The organism is Luteimonas sp. A277, from assembly GCF_054052045.1.
Window position 1 is genome coordinate 18,539 of the sequence record NZ_JBSVRG010000002.1, and the last position, 14,289, is coordinate 32,827.

Annotated in this window: 15 protein-coding genes; 3 read left to right on the top strand and 12 right to left on the bottom strand. The window is 66.9% G+C overall.

The genetic code is table 11. From position 1 onward, the window contains the following. Positions 1 to 178: 178 nt before the first annotated feature. Together guaB and folD are read right to left on the bottom strand one after the other, a co-directional pair. Positions 179 to 1,636: an IMP dehydrogenase gene (guaB, locus tag ACW7G2_RS02165; RefSeq protein ID WP_456972271.1), complete on the bottom strand. Its 1,458-nt coding sequence runs from the start codon at positions 1,634 to 1,636 to the stop codon at positions 179 to 181. A gap of 73 nt (positions 1,637 to 1,709) precedes the next feature. Continuing rightward, on the bottom strand, positions 1,710 to 2,600 hold the full coding sequence (gene folD, locus ACW7G2_RS02170; protein ID WP_456972273.1) for a bifunctional methylenetetrahydrofolate dehydrogenase/methenyltetrahydrofolate cyclohydrolase FolD: 891 nt from the start codon (positions 2,598 to 2,600) through the stop codon (positions 1,710 to 1,712). An 85-nt stretch (positions 2,601 to 2,685) separates the two neighbouring features. On the opposite strand from folD, the gene ACW7G2_RS02175 reads away from it, so the two are divergent. After that, a complete protein-coding gene (locus tag ACW7G2_RS02175) occupies positions 2,686 to 3,000 on the top strand; it encodes a DUF1244 domain-containing protein (protein ID WP_456972275.1) in 315 nt (104 codons plus the stop codon). Between the two features lie 4 nt (positions 3,001 to 3,004). After that, positions 3,005 to 3,781, top strand: coding sequence for an alpha/beta hydrolase (locus tag ACW7G2_RS02180; RefSeq protein WP_456972278.1), 777 nt, complete (start codon positions 3,005 to 3,007; stop codon positions 3,779 to 3,781). Positions 3,782 to 3,812: 31 nt separating this feature from the next. On the opposite strand, the gene moeB is transcribed toward ACW7G2_RS02180, so the two are convergent. From moeB to ndk, 10 genes are all read right to left on the bottom strand, one after another. Continuing rightward, entirely contained in the window at positions 3,813 to 4,946 is a 1,134-nt protein-coding gene (gene moeB, locus ACW7G2_RS02185) for a molybdopterin-synthase adenylyltransferase MoeB (RefSeq protein ID WP_456972280.1), read from the bottom strand. Between the two features lie 53 nt (positions 4,947 to 4,999). Beyond that, on the bottom strand, positions 5,000 to 6,223 hold the full coding sequence (locus tag ACW7G2_RS02190; RefSeq protein WP_456972282.1) for a molybdopterin molybdotransferase MoeA: 1,224 nt from the start codon (positions 6,221 to 6,223) through the stop codon (positions 5,000 to 5,002). Next, the gene (gene mobA / locus ACW7G2_RS02195; RefSeq protein WP_456972284.1) at positions 6,220 to 6,789 is read right to left on the bottom strand and encodes a molybdenum cofactor guanylyltransferase; all 570 of its coding nucleotides are present in this window, start codon (positions 6,787 to 6,789) and stop codon (positions 6,220 to 6,222) included. The genes ACW7G2_RS02190 and mobA overlap by 4 nt, the downstream gene beginning before the upstream one ends. Positions 6,790 to 6,792: 3 nt before the next feature. Further along, the gene (gene der, locus ACW7G2_RS02200) at positions 6,793 to 8,187 is read right to left on the bottom strand and encodes a ribosome biogenesis GTPase Der (protein WP_456972286.1); all 1,395 of its coding nucleotides are present in this window, start codon (positions 8,185 to 8,187) and stop codon (positions 6,793 to 6,795) included. Between the two features lie 21 nt (positions 8,188 to 8,208). Next, the gene (gene bamB, locus ACW7G2_RS02205) at positions 8,209 to 9,408 is read right to left on the bottom strand and encodes an outer membrane protein assembly factor BamB (RefSeq protein ID WP_456972288.1); all 1,200 of its coding nucleotides are present in this window, start codon (positions 9,406 to 9,408) and stop codon (positions 8,209 to 8,211) included. Continuing rightward, complete coding sequence (locus ACW7G2_RS02210; protein ID WP_456972290.1) at positions 9,408 to 10,037, bottom strand: YfgM family protein; 630 nt, start codon at positions 10,035 to 10,037, stop codon at positions 9,408 to 9,410. Before ACW7G2_RS02210 ends, bamB begins: the two co-directional genes overlap by 1 nt. Before the next feature lie 103 nt (positions 10,038 to 10,140). Next, positions 10,141 to 10,989 (bottom strand): helix-turn-helix domain-containing protein, encoded by an 849-nt coding sequence (locus ACW7G2_RS02215; RefSeq protein WP_456972292.1) that lies wholly within the window; start codon positions 10,987 to 10,989, stop codon positions 10,141 to 10,143. A gap of 8 nt (positions 10,990 to 10,997) precedes the next feature. Then, the gene (gene pilW / locus ACW7G2_RS02220; protein ID WP_456972294.1) at positions 10,998 to 11,804 is read right to left on the bottom strand and encodes a type IV pilus biogenesis/stability protein PilW; all 807 of its coding nucleotides are present in this window, start codon (positions 11,802 to 11,804) and stop codon (positions 10,998 to 11,000) included. Further along, positions 11,804 to 12,982, bottom strand: a complete 1,179-nt coding sequence (gene rlmN / locus ACW7G2_RS02225; RefSeq protein WP_456972296.1) for a 23S rRNA (adenine(2503)-C(2))-methyltransferase RlmN — start codon at positions 12,980 to 12,982, stop codon at positions 11,804 to 11,806. Before rlmN ends, pilW begins: the two co-directional genes overlap by 1 nt. 28 nt (positions 12,983 to 13,010) lie before the next feature. Continuing rightward, positions 13,011 to 13,436, bottom strand: a complete 426-nt coding sequence (gene ndk, locus ACW7G2_RS02230; RefSeq protein ID WP_456972298.1) for a nucleoside-diphosphate kinase — start codon at positions 13,434 to 13,436, stop codon at positions 13,011 to 13,013. Between the two features lie 197 nt (positions 13,437 to 13,633). Here ndk and ACW7G2_RS02235 point away from each other — a divergent pair, with 197 nt between their 5' ends. Continuing rightward, the gene (locus ACW7G2_RS02235) at positions 13,634 to 14,284 is read left to right on the top strand and encodes a TetR/AcrR family transcriptional regulator (protein WP_456972300.1); all 651 of its coding nucleotides are present in this window, start codon (positions 13,634 to 13,636) and stop codon (positions 14,282 to 14,284) included. Positions 14,285 to 14,289 lie beyond the last annotated feature (5 nt).

A 14,289-nucleotide genomic window follows, 5' to 3' on the forward strand; every position in this document is an offset into this window, starting at 1 on the left:
ATCCGGGGGGTGTCTGGGTTGGTCGCTGAACGCGGGATGGGGGAAGTCACGCGGTTTCGCGCGCATGGCGCGCTCCTACAACATCGCCAGCCGAAAGGGCCACGTGGGCAAAACGGGCCGCCTCCGTAGGAGCGCGCCATGCGCGCGAAACCGCGTGAAGACCGGGCACCCGCCTTCTTCACCCCATGCGGTAGTTCGGTGGTTCCTTGGTGATCTGCACGTCGTGGACGTGGCTTTCGCGCTGGCCTGCGCCGGTGATCTTCACGAACTGCGGCTTGGTGCGCATCTCTTCAACGGTGGCGCAGCCGACGTAGCCCATGGTCGCGCGCAGGCCGCCGATGAGCTGGTGGATCACGCCTGCCAGCGGGCCGCGGTAGGGCACGCGGCCCTCGATGCCCTCGGGCACCAGCTTGTCGGCGGTCGCGGCCTCCTGGAAGTAGCGGTCGCTGGACCCCTTCTCCATCGCCGCCAGGCTGCCCATGCCGCGGTAGCTCTTGTAGCTGCGGCCCTGGTAGAGCTCGGTCTCGCCCGGGGTTTCCTCGGTGCCGGCGAACAGGCCGCCGATCATCACCGTGGAGGCTCCAGCGGCCAGCGCCTTGCCGATATCGCCGGAATAGCGGATGCCGCCATCGGCGATCAGCGGGATGCGGTCCTGCAGTGCTTCGGCGACCATGTCGATCGCGGTGATCTGCGGCACGCCTACGCCTGCCACCACGCGGGTGGTGCAGATCGAACCCGGCCCCACGCCGACCTTGACCGCGTCGGCACCGGCATCCATCAGCGCCAGAGCGGCATCACCGGTAACGATGTTGCCGCCCACCACCTGCAGCTGCGGATAGTGCTTCTTGGCCCAGGACACGCGGTTGAGTACGCCCTGGGAATGGCCGTGGGCGGTATCAACGATGATCACGTCGACGCCGGCCGCGGCCAGGCGCTCGATGCGCTCTTCGGTGTCGCCACCGACGCCAACAGCGGCACCCACCAGCAGGCTCTCGGAGTTGTCCTTGGCCGCGTTCGGGTTGTCCTGGGCTTTCTGGATGTCCTTGACGGTGATCAGGCCGCGCAGCTGGAACTGGTCGTTGACCACCAGCACCTTTTCAATCCGGTGGCGATGCAGCAGCTCGATCACTTCCTCGTCGCTGGCGCCCTCGTTCACCGTGACCAGCTTGTCCTTGCGGGTCATGATGTTCTTCACCGGATCGTCGAGCTTCTTTTCGAAGCGCATGTCGCGCCCGGTGACGATGCCCACCAGCTGGTCGCCTTCGACCACCGGCACGCCGGAGATGTTGCGCGCGCGGGTGAGTTTGAGCACCTCGCCGATCGAGGTCTGCGGGCTGACGGTGAACGGCTCGCGGATCACCCCGGCCTCGAAGTTCTTCACCTGCAGCACGTGCGCGGCCTGGCGCTCGGGGCTCATGTTCTTGTGCATGATGCCGATGCCGCCGAGCTGGGCCATGGCGATCGCCAGGCGCGCCTCGGTCACCGTGTCCATGGCAGCGGACACGATCGGCAGGTTCAGGTGCAGGTTCCTGGTCAGCCGGGCGGCGAGCAGGACGTCCTTGGGCAGGACGGTGGAATGCGCTGGGACGAGGGAAACATCGTCGTAGGTGAGCGCTTCGGCCTGGATGCGCAGCATGGGCGGTCCGGATCTGGGGAAGCACGCCATTGTACCTCCTCCGGAGGGCAGCGTGCGCCAGGAACCCTGCGTTCTAGCGGGCCGCGCTCCAGCGGTTGGCGTCATGGTTCTCGGCCGCTTCGGCGGCTTCCAGGGTGTTCTGCATCAGGGTGGCCACGGTCATCGGCCCTACCCCGCCCGGCACCGGGGTGATCCAGCTGGCGCGCTGCGCTGCGGCTTCGAATCCAACGTCGCCCACCAGGCGGCCATCGTCGAGCCGGTTGATGCCCACGTCGATCACCACCCCGCCGGGCTTGACCCATTCGCCCGGCACCAGATCCGGCCGGCCCACTGCCACTACCAGGATGTCGGCGTTGGCCACACTTTGGCGCAGGACCTCGCGCGGGGTGAACTTGTGGCAGCAGGTGACGGTGCAGCCGGCGATCAGCAGCTCCAGCGCCATTGGGCGGCCCACGTGGTTGCTGACGCCCACGATGGTGGCGTTCTGGCCGCGCACCGGGCGGTCGGTCCAGGCAAGCAGCGTGGTGATGCCGCGCGGCGTGCAGGGCCGCAGGCCGAACTGGCGCAGGGCCAGGTGGCCGACGTTTTCCGGATGGAAGCCGTCCACGTCCTTGCGCGGGTCGATGCGATGGATCAGGCGGGTGGCGTCGGGGATGCCCGGCAGCGGCAGCTGCACCAGGATGCCGTGCACGCCCGGATCGGCGTTCAGGCGGTCGATCAGTTCCAGCAGCTCGGCCTCGGTGGTGCCGGCCGGCATGTCGTAATCGAGCGCGCGGATGCCGACTTTTTCGGCCGCGCGGCGCTTGTTGCGCACGTAGGATTGCGACGCTGGGTCACTGCCCACCAGCACCACGGCCAGGCCGGGAGCAGGCTTGCCATCACCCAGCCGGGCCTCGACCTTGAGGCGGAGCGAATCGAGCAGGCTGTCGGCAATGGCCCTGCCGTCGAGGATGCGTGCGGTCATGCGGAAAGAGGTGCGCTGCGATAGAGTCGAAGCCCCTATTCTCGCCGTTTCATCCCGTGGGCGAAAGCACCGGGATTCCCCACACATGACCGAAGCAGATCGCACCACCACCGAAATCGAAGCCGCCGTGTTCCGCCGCCTGCGGGATCACCTGCTGCGGCAGCGCCCGGATGTGCAGAATATCGACCTGATGATCCTCGCCGGCTTCTGCCGCAACTGCCTGGCCGACTGGTACGGCGAAGCCGCTGCCGAACACGGGATCGAGATGGATCGCAGCGCGGCCCGTGATCATTTCTACGGCATGCCTTTCAGCGAGTGGAAGGCGCAGCACCAGCGCGAGGCGACACCGGAGCAACTGGAAGCTTTCCAGGCCCTGCAGCGCACCCCGGACAAGGGCTGAGCCTTTGCGGGCCGTCGGCGTCCTGGTCGCGGTCCTGGCACTGGCCTATCTGGCCCTGTGCCTGCTGATGTTCCTGCAGCAGCGGAGCTTCGTTTATCTGCCGGCGCAGACGCGCGCGGATGCGCCCGGAACCGACTTCGCCATCGAACGCGATGGCGTCATCCTGCGCGGTTGGATCGTCAATGAAAGCCTCGGTCCGCCGGTGCTTTATTTCGGCGGCAACGCGGAGAGCGTGGAGCACAACCGCGATGATTTCCGTGCGTGGCTGCCGCACCGCAGCGTGTACCTGTTGGCCTACCGCGGCTATGGAGCCAGCGAAGGCGTGCCGCGGGAGCAGGACCTGAAGGCCGACGCGCTTGCGCTGTTCGACCACGTCAGCGCGCTGCATCCCGGCGAGCCGGTGGGCGTGATCGGGCGCAGCCTGGGCAGCGGGGTGGCCGCCCACGTGGCCGCGCATCGCCCGGTGGCCGGATTGGCCCTGATCACTCCTTTCGACAGCATGGCGGCGGTGGGCCAGGCGCACTTCCCGTGGCTGCCGGTGCGCTGGCTGCTGCGCGAGCGCTACGACTCGGCGCAGGCGCTGCGCGACTTCACGCAGCCGGTGCTGGTGCTGCGTGCGGCGAACGACGAGATCATTCCTGCGCGCAACACGGACCGGTTGATCGCCGCCCTGCCCCGGCCGCCGCAGGTGGTCGATATTGCCGATGCCGGACATAACGACCTGTCGCTGGATCCGCCGTATGGGCACGCTCTGTCGGAGTTCTTCGGCGCGGGCGAGTAGGCCGGCCCTACGTGGTCGACGGGGACCGCAGCTACGCGCCGGAGCAGAAAGCGGCGTAGTCGATGTAACCGGGGAATGGACGGCCCGGCGCACACAGCGGGCAGTCCGGATCCGGTCCGAGCCGGGTTTCACGGAAACGCATTCCCATGGCATCGAAATGCAGCAGGCGCCCGCGCAGCGGCTCGCCGATGCCCAGCAGCAGCTTGATCGCTTCGGTGGCTTCCAGCAGCCCCACCACCCCTGGCAGGATCCCCAGCACCCCGGCTTCGGAGCAGTTGGGAGCGAATTCCGGCGGCGGCGGCTCCGGAAACAGGCAGCGGTAGCACGGCTGGGTGCCGCGGTTGCGGCCGGCGTCGAACACGCTCACCTGGCCTTCGAAGCGGTGCACCGCGCCGTAGACCAGCGGCTTGCCGAGCTTCACGCAGGCGTCGTTGAGCAGGTAGCGCACCGGGAAGTTGTCCGCGCCGTCGATCACCACGTCGATCCCCTCCAGCAGGGATTCCACGTTGTCGCTGGTCACCAGCTCGGCCACCGCCTCGATGCGGGTGCGCGGGTTGAGCGCGCCCAGCGTGGCCGCCGCGGAGGCGACCTTGGGCGTGCCGATCGAGGCCTCGGTGTGCAGGATCTGGCGCTGCAGGTTGCTGCGGTCCACCACGTCCGGATCGGCGATGCGCAGGGTTCCAACGCCCGCCGCAGCGAGGTAAAAAGCGGCCGGTGAACCCAGGCCGCCCGCGCCCAGCATCAGCACGCGCGACGCTTCCAGCCGCTGCTGGCCTTCCACGCCGATCTCCGGCAGCAACAGGTGGCGCGAATAGCGCTCGTGGAAGTCGGCATCGAAGTCCGCGCGCGGGCCGCTCATGGGCAGGCCTTCCTCCTGCCAGCGGCCGGTGCCGCCGAGGACCGAATCGACGTTGGCATAGCCAAGCGCGGCGAGCGCCTCGGCCGCCTGGCGGGATCGCCCGCCCATCTGGCAGATCAGGATGACCTCATCGCCGGGTGCCGGAATATGCGCGGTGGGGGCCCGCTCCAGTTCGGCCCGGCTCACCCCAAGCGCACCTTCAGCCATGCCGGCAGCGCGCTCGTGGTCATCGCGGATGTCGATCAGCCTTGCGCCGCGGGCAACACGGCGCTGGGCTTCGCGGGGAAGAATTTCATGGATTGACATGCCGGCATTATCCCGTGTCCCGCCTGTGCCTGCGCGGAACGCCGGCCAGCCGGTCAGTAGGGAATGATCTCCACGACCTCGCCAGCGGCGTAGTCGCGCGCGCCTTCCTGCAGGACCAGCAGCGCATCGGAATCGGCTGCCGCGCGCATCCGGTGGGAACCGTCGGCGGGATTGGGCTCGATGGTCAGCACACCATCTGCGCCGCAACACAGCCGCCCGCGCAGGAATTCCAACCGCTCGTTGCGCTTGCGCCAATCGGTCGTCAGGCGTGCGTACATGCGCTGGCGTGGCTCGCGGCCGCGCATGGCATCCACCAGCGGCCGTCCCAATGCCAGCCAGGTGGCCAGCACCGACACCGGGTTGCCCGGCAGGCACAGGAACAGCGCATGGCCCAGGCTGGCGCCGTCGGCCAGCAGCACCGGCATGCCGGGCTTGAGCCGGGACTTCCAGAACAGCACCCTGCCCTGGGCCTGCATGAGCGCGGGCAGGTAATCCTTCTCGCCGGCGGAGACGCCGCCGGTGGTGATCACCAGGTCGAATGCGTGGCCGGCGTGGCGCAGCGCAGATTCCACCTGGGCTGGTTCATCGGCGAGGTTCGGCCACGCCACCGGGTCCAGGCCGTCGTTGCGCAGCAGGCCCATCAGCTGTTCGCGGTTGGAGTTGTAGATCTGCCCCGGTCCCAGTGGCAGGCCCGGTTCGATCAGCTCATCACCGGTGCTGAATACCGCCACCGTGGGCACGCGGGTCACTTCCAGTTCGGCCAGCCCCTGCATGGCGCACAGGCCGATCCGCGCAGGGCTGAGCACATCTCCGGCCCGCAGCAGCAGATCACCGGGCGCGGTGTCCTCGGCAGCGTGGCGCACGTTGCGCCCTGCCGTCGGTGCCACCACCACATGGACGGTGTCACCTTCGACCCGGGTGTTCTCCTTCATGACCACCGTGTCGGCGCCCGGCGGCATCGGCGCGCCAGTGGTGATCCGCACACACTCGCCCGGCTGCAGTGGCGGCTGGCCGGCAGTGCCGGCGAACTGCTCGCCGGCCAGGAGCAAGGTGGTTTCCCCTTCCGCGTCGAGGTCGGCGTGGCGCAGTGCAAACCCGTCCATGGCCGAGTTGTCGAACGGCGGCTGGGCCACCGTGGCCACTACATCGGCGGCCAGCACCTTGCCATGGGCCCGCTGCAGCGCGCAGCGCTCAACCGGCATGCGGTGGGTGGAACCAGTGTCTTTGATAATCGCTGAAGCTTCAGCGTAGGAAATACGGGTAGGAAAATCGGTCATCCAGTTTCAATGCCGGCGTCGGCCAGGTCCTGTGGGGTATTGAGATTACCGAAGCGTACCCCTTCCAGCCGAAGCGGAGTCATGCCCAGCTTTGCCTGCAACGCATGGACGGCCAGCTGGCCAGATTCGATCGCGGTAGCGAGCGCCGGCCGCAGCCGGTCAACCGGCCACAGTGCAACCAGCGGCTGCGGACCGTCATCGTCCACCACCCAGGCGCCCTGGTCGCCACAGGCCAAGAGCCTGCGCAGCAGGCAGTCGTTGATGTTCACCACGTCCACCGGCACGGTCAGCAGCCACTCACCCGAGCAGGCTCGGGCCAGGGCATCCAACCCGCCGAGCGGACCGATGCCGGCCACCCGATCCGCCACCGTGGCCAGGCCTATGCGTGCATAGGCGTCGTGGTTGCGGTTGGCGCTGACCAGGACCTCTCCGACACCGTCGGCCAGCCGCGCGGCCAGCCGCTCCACCTGCGCGATCCCGCCGCGCTGCAACCAGGCCTTGTCCAGACCACCCAGACGCAAGGCCTGCCCACCAGCCAGAATGCCAAGTGTCGTTGCCGCCTGCATGGTTCAGCCCTTGCGTTTGACGTGTCGGATCATGCGCTTTTTCTTGCCTTCCTGCCGCGTGGTAAGCACGTTCTTGCGGTCCTTGTAGGGGTTTTCCCCCTCCTTGAAAAAGAACCGCACGGGCGTGCCCACAAGCTTGAAGCGCTTGCGGAAGAAGTTTTCCAGGTAGCGCTTGTAGCTGTCCGGCAGGGTCCGCAGCCGATTGCCATGAATCACGATGGTGGGCGGGCTGATGCCACCCGGATGACCGAAGCGGAGCTTGGGCGCATGCCCACCCCCCGCCGGTGGCGGGTTCGCTTCACTGGCGATTTCAAGCGCCAGGTTGATTTCCGAAGTGCTGAGCTGGCGGGTGGTGGCCGCATGCGCCCGATGGATGGCGGCAAAGAGTTCCTTCAGCCCGGATCCGTGCAGCGCGCTGATGCGCACCGACTCCGCCCACGGCACGAAGGCCAGCTTGCGCGAGAGCAGCGCTGCCGTCTGTTCGCGCTGATAGGTGCTCAGCCCGTCCCATTTGTTGACCGCGATCACCAGCGCCCGGCCGGCATCCAGCACTGCGCCCAGCACGCTGGCGTCCTGGTCGGTGACGCCCTCGCTGGCGTCCAGCATCACCACGGCCACCTGGCAGTGCTCGATCGCCTGCAGGGTTTTGATGATGGAGAACTTCTCCACCACCTCATCCACACGCGCCTTGCGACGGATGCCGGCGGTATCGATCAGAGTGTACTTATGGCCCTCACGTTCCAGCTCGGCGGAGATCGAATCGCGAGTGGTGCCCGGCACGTCGGAAGCGATCATGCGCTCCTCGCCCAGCAGGCGATTGACCAGGGTGGACTTGCCCACGTTGGGACGACCGATGAAGGCCACCCGCTTGCGCTCCGGATCATCCTCGAGCTCAACGCCCTGGGCCGGTAGCATCGACAACACCTGGGCCAGCAGCGGATCGATACCCTGCCGGTGCGCTGAAGACACCGGGAACACGTCCTTGAAGCCGTAGCGCGAAAATTCGGCCTGCGCAACGCGGGCGTCGATGCCGTCGGTCTTGTTGACCACCAGCAACACCGGGCGGCCGCTCTTGCGCAGCCAGCCCAGGAGCTCGTCATCCAGCGCAGAAGCGCCTTCGCGGCCATCGACCACGAACAGCACCAGGTCGGCTTCTTCCGCCGCGGTCCTGGACTGGCGCGCGGTGGCGCCGGCCAGCCCTTCTTCCTCGTCGGTGATGCCGCCGGTATCGACCAGGGCGAAAGGTCGCTCCGGATCCAGGCGGCAGATACCGTAGTTGCGGTCGCGGGTTACCCCCGGCTGGTCATGGACCAGCGCGTCGCGGCTGCGGGTGAGTACGTTGAACAGGGTCGACTTGCCCACGTTGGGGCGTCCGACCAGGGCAACCAGGGGGAGCATTGGGGGTTTGCGCCTGTCGTATCAGTGCTGCAGCCGGTAAGCGCTCAGGTCGCCGCGGACCGTTTGCACTACCAGAATGCCGTCGGCGACCAGCGGTGCGCCTTTGATCGGATGGCGTCCGGCACGGACACGTGCTGCCAGCTCACCGTTGTCCATGCGCAGCCAATGCAGGTAACCATCGAAGTCGCCTACGACGGCGTGGTTGTCATGGATCGCCGCCGAGGTCAGGTTGCGTCGCGCCAGTGCCGCCTGCTGCCACAGGCTGGAGCCGCTGTTCTTGTCCAGCGCCCACACCGTGCCATGACGATCGGCGATCACGAGCCGGTCGAAACCCTGGCCCAGGCGACCCGGGCCGCCGCGATCGCTGACCCAACGCGGCCGGCCGGACGGTGCGTCGATTGCCATCGTCTGCCCGCGGTAGCTGCTGGCATACAGGGTGACGTTGTCGAGCACGGGGCTGCCATCAATATCGGCCATGCGCTCGAGCTCGGTGCGTCCGTCGGGCATGCCAACCTGCTGCTCCCAGATCGGCTGGCCATCAGCCATGCTCAGGGCGATCACGGTGCCGTCGTCATTGCCGACGAACACATATCCGGGACCGATCGTGGGTGCATCATTGCCGCGCACGGTCAGCGAGGGCAGCTCCTGCACCCAGAACCAGCGCTCTGCTCCGCTGCGGGCATCGAACGCGGTAATACGGCCATCGTTGGAACGAACCACTACCAGCCCCTGGCCGATGGCGGGCGGTGCGATGACTTCGTTGCCGAGCTGGGCGGTCCAGAGCTCTGCGCCGGTTTCAGCGTCAAGCGCAACCACCTTGCCTTCCAGGCTGCCCACGGCCACAAGACCCTCGCCCACGCCGGGCGTACCGGCGAGCTGGAGATCGGAGTCGTAATGCCACAGCGTGCTGCCGCTCTGCAGGTCCAAGGCGCGCACGCCTTTGGTCAGCGCTGCCGCATAGACCCGGCCGTTGGCGATAGCCGGGCCCTGGCGCGCACCGATCCGGCGCTCGCCCTTGCCGACCCCGGTGCTCCAGATCCGTTGCACTGACGCGCTTTGGGTGAAATCCTGCAGCGGCATCGGTTCGGTTGCGCTGGGCTCATCATCACTACTGCCAAACCAGCCGCGGACCGTGCCGCAACCGGCCAGGGCCACGGCGCAGGACAGCACCACCGCTCCGCGCAGCAGCGCCGTTCCCATGCCTGTGTTCACTGACTTCATCAAATTGCCCCGGCTTGCGCCGGCTTGCCGCCAGCGTCGATGAGTTTGAGTTCGACCAGCCCGCGCTGCGGCGCTGCCACGTCCAGGTTGCGCAGGGCGGCCTGGTAGGACTCGCGTGCGTCTTCGCGGCGATCCAGGATCACCTGGGCATCGCCCAGCGTTTCCAGCGAAGCCGGATCCTGGCTGTCCACCAGAAGGTCGACGGCTTCGGCGGCCTGCCCGGTTTCGATCAGAAGCTGGGCCAGCCGGTGCTGGCGGATCGGCTCGAGTGCCGGATCGGAACTGCCGGCCCCGCGCAGCGTCGCGATTGCAGCTTCGGCGTCTCCGGTTTCGAACTGGGCCTTGGCCAGGCTGAGCGCGGCCAGGATGGTATAGCTGTCCGAGTCCAGCGTGTCCGCATGCGCGCCGGCCTGCTCCAGATCGCCCGCGGCGATGGCATCCACCACCGCCTGATACCGCTCGCCCTCAGCCACGCGCTGGCCGTGCTGGTGCTTGTTCCACCACTGCCAGCCGCCGATCAGCGCGAGTCCGATCGCAATGCCACCGGCCAGCCCGAGGCTGTTGCGCCGGAGCCAGTCGCGGACGCGCTCGCCCTGTTCGTGATCGTCGTAAACATCGTCAATTGCCATGCTTTCTCCCACCCGGCGCGCAAGCGCGGGCAGCTCCTGTCATCTGGATATGTGTGGCCCGCGACCAGTGGCCGGCCGGCCTTCGCCCGCGCTGCGGGCGACGTCAGTCGGCCAGCGGAGCGAGCGAACCGTCGGAGGATACCGTAAAGCGCGCCACGTTCGCCCGCTGGAACGGCTGGATATCCTGAACATCGCCGAACCGGATCACCTCCACCGCGCCCGCATTGCCAAGCACGATGCGGCTGACTTCACCGGCTGCGTAGCTGCGCTCCTCGCCGGCGCGGAGCAGTGCCTGCTCCAGCTGGCGGCCGTTGCGGCCGCTGATCTCCACCCAGCTGTCTTCGTTGAAGCGCAAGGTCAGGACGGGTGCCCCGGGCGTGCTCCCCTCAACCGCCGCAGGCGGCTGGGCCCGGCGGGTCTGGATGGGGGTCATGGAGGCTGCCAGCGGGCGCTGTTGCCGCTGGGCGGAGTCATTCAGCGCGGTAGTGCCCTGCCCTTCGTCCAACGGCCCGCGAGCCAGGTCCAGCGAAGCGACTTCGGCGGGCGAACCCTCCATGTGGCCGCGGGTCACCATCCACACCGGGACCACCAGGGTTGCTGTGATTACCACGTACACCATGCGCCGTGCAGCCTGCTCGGCAATGCGCCGATAGCGCGGCGTGAAAGTACGCGGCTGGAGTGCGGGCGGTGCAACCGGGGGCAGCTCATCGGCCACCGGAAGATCAGCCTCGGCAAGGCCGACGATGCGGGCATAGCTGCGCAGATGGCCACGGACGAACACAGCCGCACCCAGGTGTTCCCACCGCCCTTCTTCAAGCGATGACACAACACGCGCGGGAACGTGCATTTGCGCTGCTACTTCGGCGATACCCAGTCCGGCGGCCTCGCGCGCCTGTCTGAGGCGAAGACCGGACCCCTGCTGGGGAACGCCTGCATTCGCTGCGGATGACATGTGGACTGCTATCCCCCGGGGGTCTGCTGCGACGCGTGAGGGAATTCCGTTCCCAGCCGCTGACGATAACGTTCTGCGGCGACACTGTCGCCCATTCTCTCTTCAATCTGTGACGCAAGCATTAAAGCCTCGCCGGTTGCCGGTGCTGCTGCCAGCCGCCGCTGCGAGAAAGCCCGCGCTTCCAGGTACCGGCCGTTACGGTACTGGTATTCAGCCATCGCTGACAATGCCACGCTGTTTTCAGGATCGAGTTTGAGCGCGGCACGAAGGTAAGCCTCGGTGCGATCGCCGCGACCGGCGGTCTCTGCGCAGGCGCCCGCATTGGCCAGGGCATCGGCCCGGGCCGCGTAGCCGGGGTCGGCTACTGCCCGCTCGAAATAGTCCATCGACTCGGCTGCCCGACCCTGCCGGCACAGCCACGCACCGTAGTTGTTCTGGATCGCGCCGTTTTCAGGAGCGTGTTCGGCGGCGCTGGCGTAATAGCGCCCGGCCTCTTCGCTGCGGCCGCGGACCATTTCCACCAGGGCCATCATGGTCAGTGCCCGGGGGGCGTGGCGATCGATCTTCAGCGCGGCGCGTGCCGACTCCTCCGCCTTGTCGATCTGGCCGGCATCCAGGGCGCGCCCAGCCGCTGCTATGTGATTGTGTACCTGCGAGAGCCGACGGCTCTCCGCGGAGTCGCCGAAACGGTAGTCGGGCGCAACCTGGTCGTAGTGGCCGCGCTCCGCACTGGGCTTGACGAAGGTGAGGCGTGAACAGGCCGTGGCCGCCAGGGCCACCACCGCTGCCAGCAGCAGCGCGCCACGCACGCCCATCAGCGCTTTTCCTGTTCGGCCAGGTGTTTCTGGAAGTCCGCCTGGCGGCGGGTGCGGTCCATCACCTGGCCCTTGAGCTGACCGCAGGCGGCATCGATATCATCACCGCGCGGACGACGCACCGGGGCGATCCGGCCAGCGTCGTTCAGCAGTTTCTGGAAACGCCGCACGGCGACGTCGTCGGGGCGCTCATAGCGCGTACCGGGGAACGGGTTGAACGGGATCAGGTTGATCTTGGCCGCATCCTTCATCTGCAGCCGGTTGTCGAACTCGCGCATCAGCTGCACCAGCTCGCGGGCCTGTTCGGGCTGGTCGTTCACGCCCTTCATCAGGGTGTACTCGAACGTCACCGACTCGCCCTTCTTGCGCTGGGCGTAGCGCACGCAGGCGTCCATGAGTTCGGCCACGGGATACTTCTTGTTGAGTGGAACCAGCTGCGTGCGCAGCTCATCGTTGGGCGCGTGCAGTGATACCGCCAGCGAGACGTCGCTCTCCTGCCCCAGCCGGTCAATCATTGGCACCAGGCCGGCGGTGGACAAAGTAACGCGCCGGTTGGCCAGGCCGTAACCCAGGTCGTCGCGCATCACGCTCATGGCCCGCACCACGTTGTCGAAGTTCATGAGCGGTTCGCCCATGCCCATCATCACCACGTTGGTGAGCCTGCGCTGCTTGTGCGGCACGTTGCCCAGGTGTTTGGCCGCCACCCACACCTGGCCGATGATCTCGGCGGTGGACAGGTTGCGGTTGAAGCCCTGGGTGGCGGTGGAGCAGAAGGTGCAGTTGAGCGCGCAGCCGACCTGAGAGGACACGCACAGGGTGCCGCGGCCCTTGTCGGGAATGTAAACGGTCTCGATGGCGTTGCTGCCATCCATTGCCAGCAGCCACTTGTGGGTGCCGTCCACCGAAGGCTTTTCGAACTGGATCTGCGGCACGTGCACTTCGGCAAGCTCGTGCAGCTTGGCGCGCAGGGTCTTGCCCAGGTCCGTCATCTCATCGAAGTCGGTGACGTGGCGGTGATGGATCCACTTCATCACCTGGTGCGCGCGGAAACTCTTTTCGTCCAGCGCTTCCACGAAGAAACGCTCCAGGCCTTCACGGTCCAGGTTAAGGAGGTTCTGCTTGGCGGCTGTTGCAGTCACTTCGGTCGGGATTCCTGATTGGAGGTGGCCACGGATCACGCGCTGGCGCGGATCCGTGGCCGGCAGATCAGCGTGCGTAGACCTCGTTATCGCCAAAGAAGTACTTGATCTCCTCGGCAGCGGTCTCGGCGGCATCGGAGCCGTGCACGGCGTTGGCATCGATGGAGTCGGCGAAGTCGGCGCGGATGGTGCCCGCCTCGGCTTCCTTCGGGTTGGTCGCACCCATCAGCTCGCGGTTCATGGCGATTGCGTTCTCGCCCTCCAGCACCTGGATCATCACCGGGCCGCTGATCATGAACTCTACCAGCGCGCCGAAGAACGGACGTTCACGGTGCACGGCGTAGAAGCCCTCGGCCTCTTCGCGGGTCAGGTGTTTCATCCTGGCGGCAGCGACCTTCAGGCCGGCCTTTTCGAAACGCGAATAGATTTCGCCGATGACGTTCTTGGCGACGGCATCGGGCTTGATGATGGACAGGGTGCGCTCAAGCGCCATGGGGAGGTCTCCGTTAGCGGGCCCGCCACCACGTGGCGACCCAGATTAGCATGTAAAAACCCGCGAAAGGACGCGGGTTTGGCCAGTTCAGCTGTCGCCAATTCTATAGGAATCCGGGCCCGGTTGACAGCTTCGTTTGACCGCCGGTGTGGATCCGCTTAGCATCCAAACAAACGTTTGAACCGGCCTTGCAACAGATGTCCAGCACCCGTTTTTCCACCAAGGAGCGCATTCTCGGCGCCGCAGAAGAGCTGTTTGCACAGCAGGGCTTCAGTGGCACGTCGCTGCGCCAGGTCACCTCCCGCGCCGAGGTCAACATTGCCGCGGTCAACTATCACTTCGGCAGCAAGGAAAACCTGGTCAACGAGGTGTTCCGGCGGCGCATGGACGAAATGAGCGCGCAGCGCCTGGACATGCTGCGCAAGGCGCAGGAGGACGCCGCCAGCCTGGAGACGATCCTGGCCGCGTTCGTGGAGCCGGCGCTGGCCCTGGCAGCCAACCGCAACGGGGGCGGCGCTTTCATCAGGGTCATCGCCCGCGCCTATGCCGAGACCAATGACGGCCTGCGGGCTTTCCTGTCCGAACGCTACGGCCACGTGCAGCGTGATTTCGCCCGTGCACTCGCCGCCTGCCTGCCGGAGTTGTCAAAGGAAGAACTCTACTGGCGGCTCGATTTCCTGGGCGGGGCACTGACTTACGCAATGGCGGATTTCGGCCTGATCAAGCGTCCTTCGGGTGTCAGCGAAGTTGAACACAGGCGGCGGGCGGGGAGCGAGCTGATCCGCTTCGCTGCAGCCGGTTTCCGCAGCGCGGGATTGGCAAAGAGCCATCATTCCGTAACTGAATAAAATCC

Coding starts and splice junctions, on each gene's coding strand:
- guaB (WP_456972271.1), bottom strand. CDS start 1,636: ATGCTGCGCATCCAGGCCGAAGCGCTCACCTACGACGATGTTTCCCTC.
- folD (WP_456972273.1), bottom strand. CDS start 2,600: ATGACCGCACGCATCCTCGACGGCAGGGCCATTGCCGACAGCCTGCTC.
- ACW7G2_RS02175 (WP_456972275.1), top strand. CDS start 2,686: ATGACCGAAGCAGATCGCACCACCACCGAAATCGAAGCCGCCGTGTTC.
- moeB (WP_456972280.1), bottom strand. CDS start 4,946: ATGTCAATCCATGAAATTCTTCCCCGCGAAGCCCAGCGCCGTGTTGCC.
- ACW7G2_RS02190 (WP_456972282.1), bottom strand. CDS start 6,223: ATGACCGATTTTCCTACCCGTATTTCCTACGCTGAAGCTTCAGCGATT.
- mobA (WP_456972284.1), bottom strand. CDS start 6,789: ATGCAGGCGGCAACGACACTTGGCATTCTGGCTGGTGGGCAGGCCTTG.
- der (WP_456972286.1), bottom strand. CDS start 8,187: ATGCTCCCCCTGGTTGCCCTGGTCGGACGCCCCAACGTGGGCAAGTCG.
- bamB (WP_456972288.1), bottom strand. CDS start 9,408: ATGAAGTCAGTGAACACAGGCATGGGAACGGCGCTGCTGCGCGGAGCG.
- ACW7G2_RS02210 (WP_456972290.1), bottom strand. CDS start 10,037: ATGGCAATTGACGATGTTTACGACGATCACGAACAGGGCGAGCGCGTC.
- ACW7G2_RS02215 (WP_456972292.1), bottom strand. CDS start 10,989: ATGTCATCCGCAGCGAATGCAGGCGTTCCCCAGCAGGGGTCCGGTCTT.
- pilW (WP_456972294.1), bottom strand. CDS start 11,804: ATGGGCGTGCGTGGCGCGCTGCTGCTGGCAGCGGTGGTGGCCCTGGCG.
- ndk (WP_456972298.1), bottom strand. CDS start 13,436: ATGGCGCTTGAGCGCACCCTGTCCATCATCAAGCCCGATGCCGTCGCC.
- ACW7G2_RS02235 (WP_456972300.1), top strand. CDS start 13,634: ATGTCCAGCACCCGTTTTTCCACCAAGGAGCGCATTCTCGGCGCCGCA.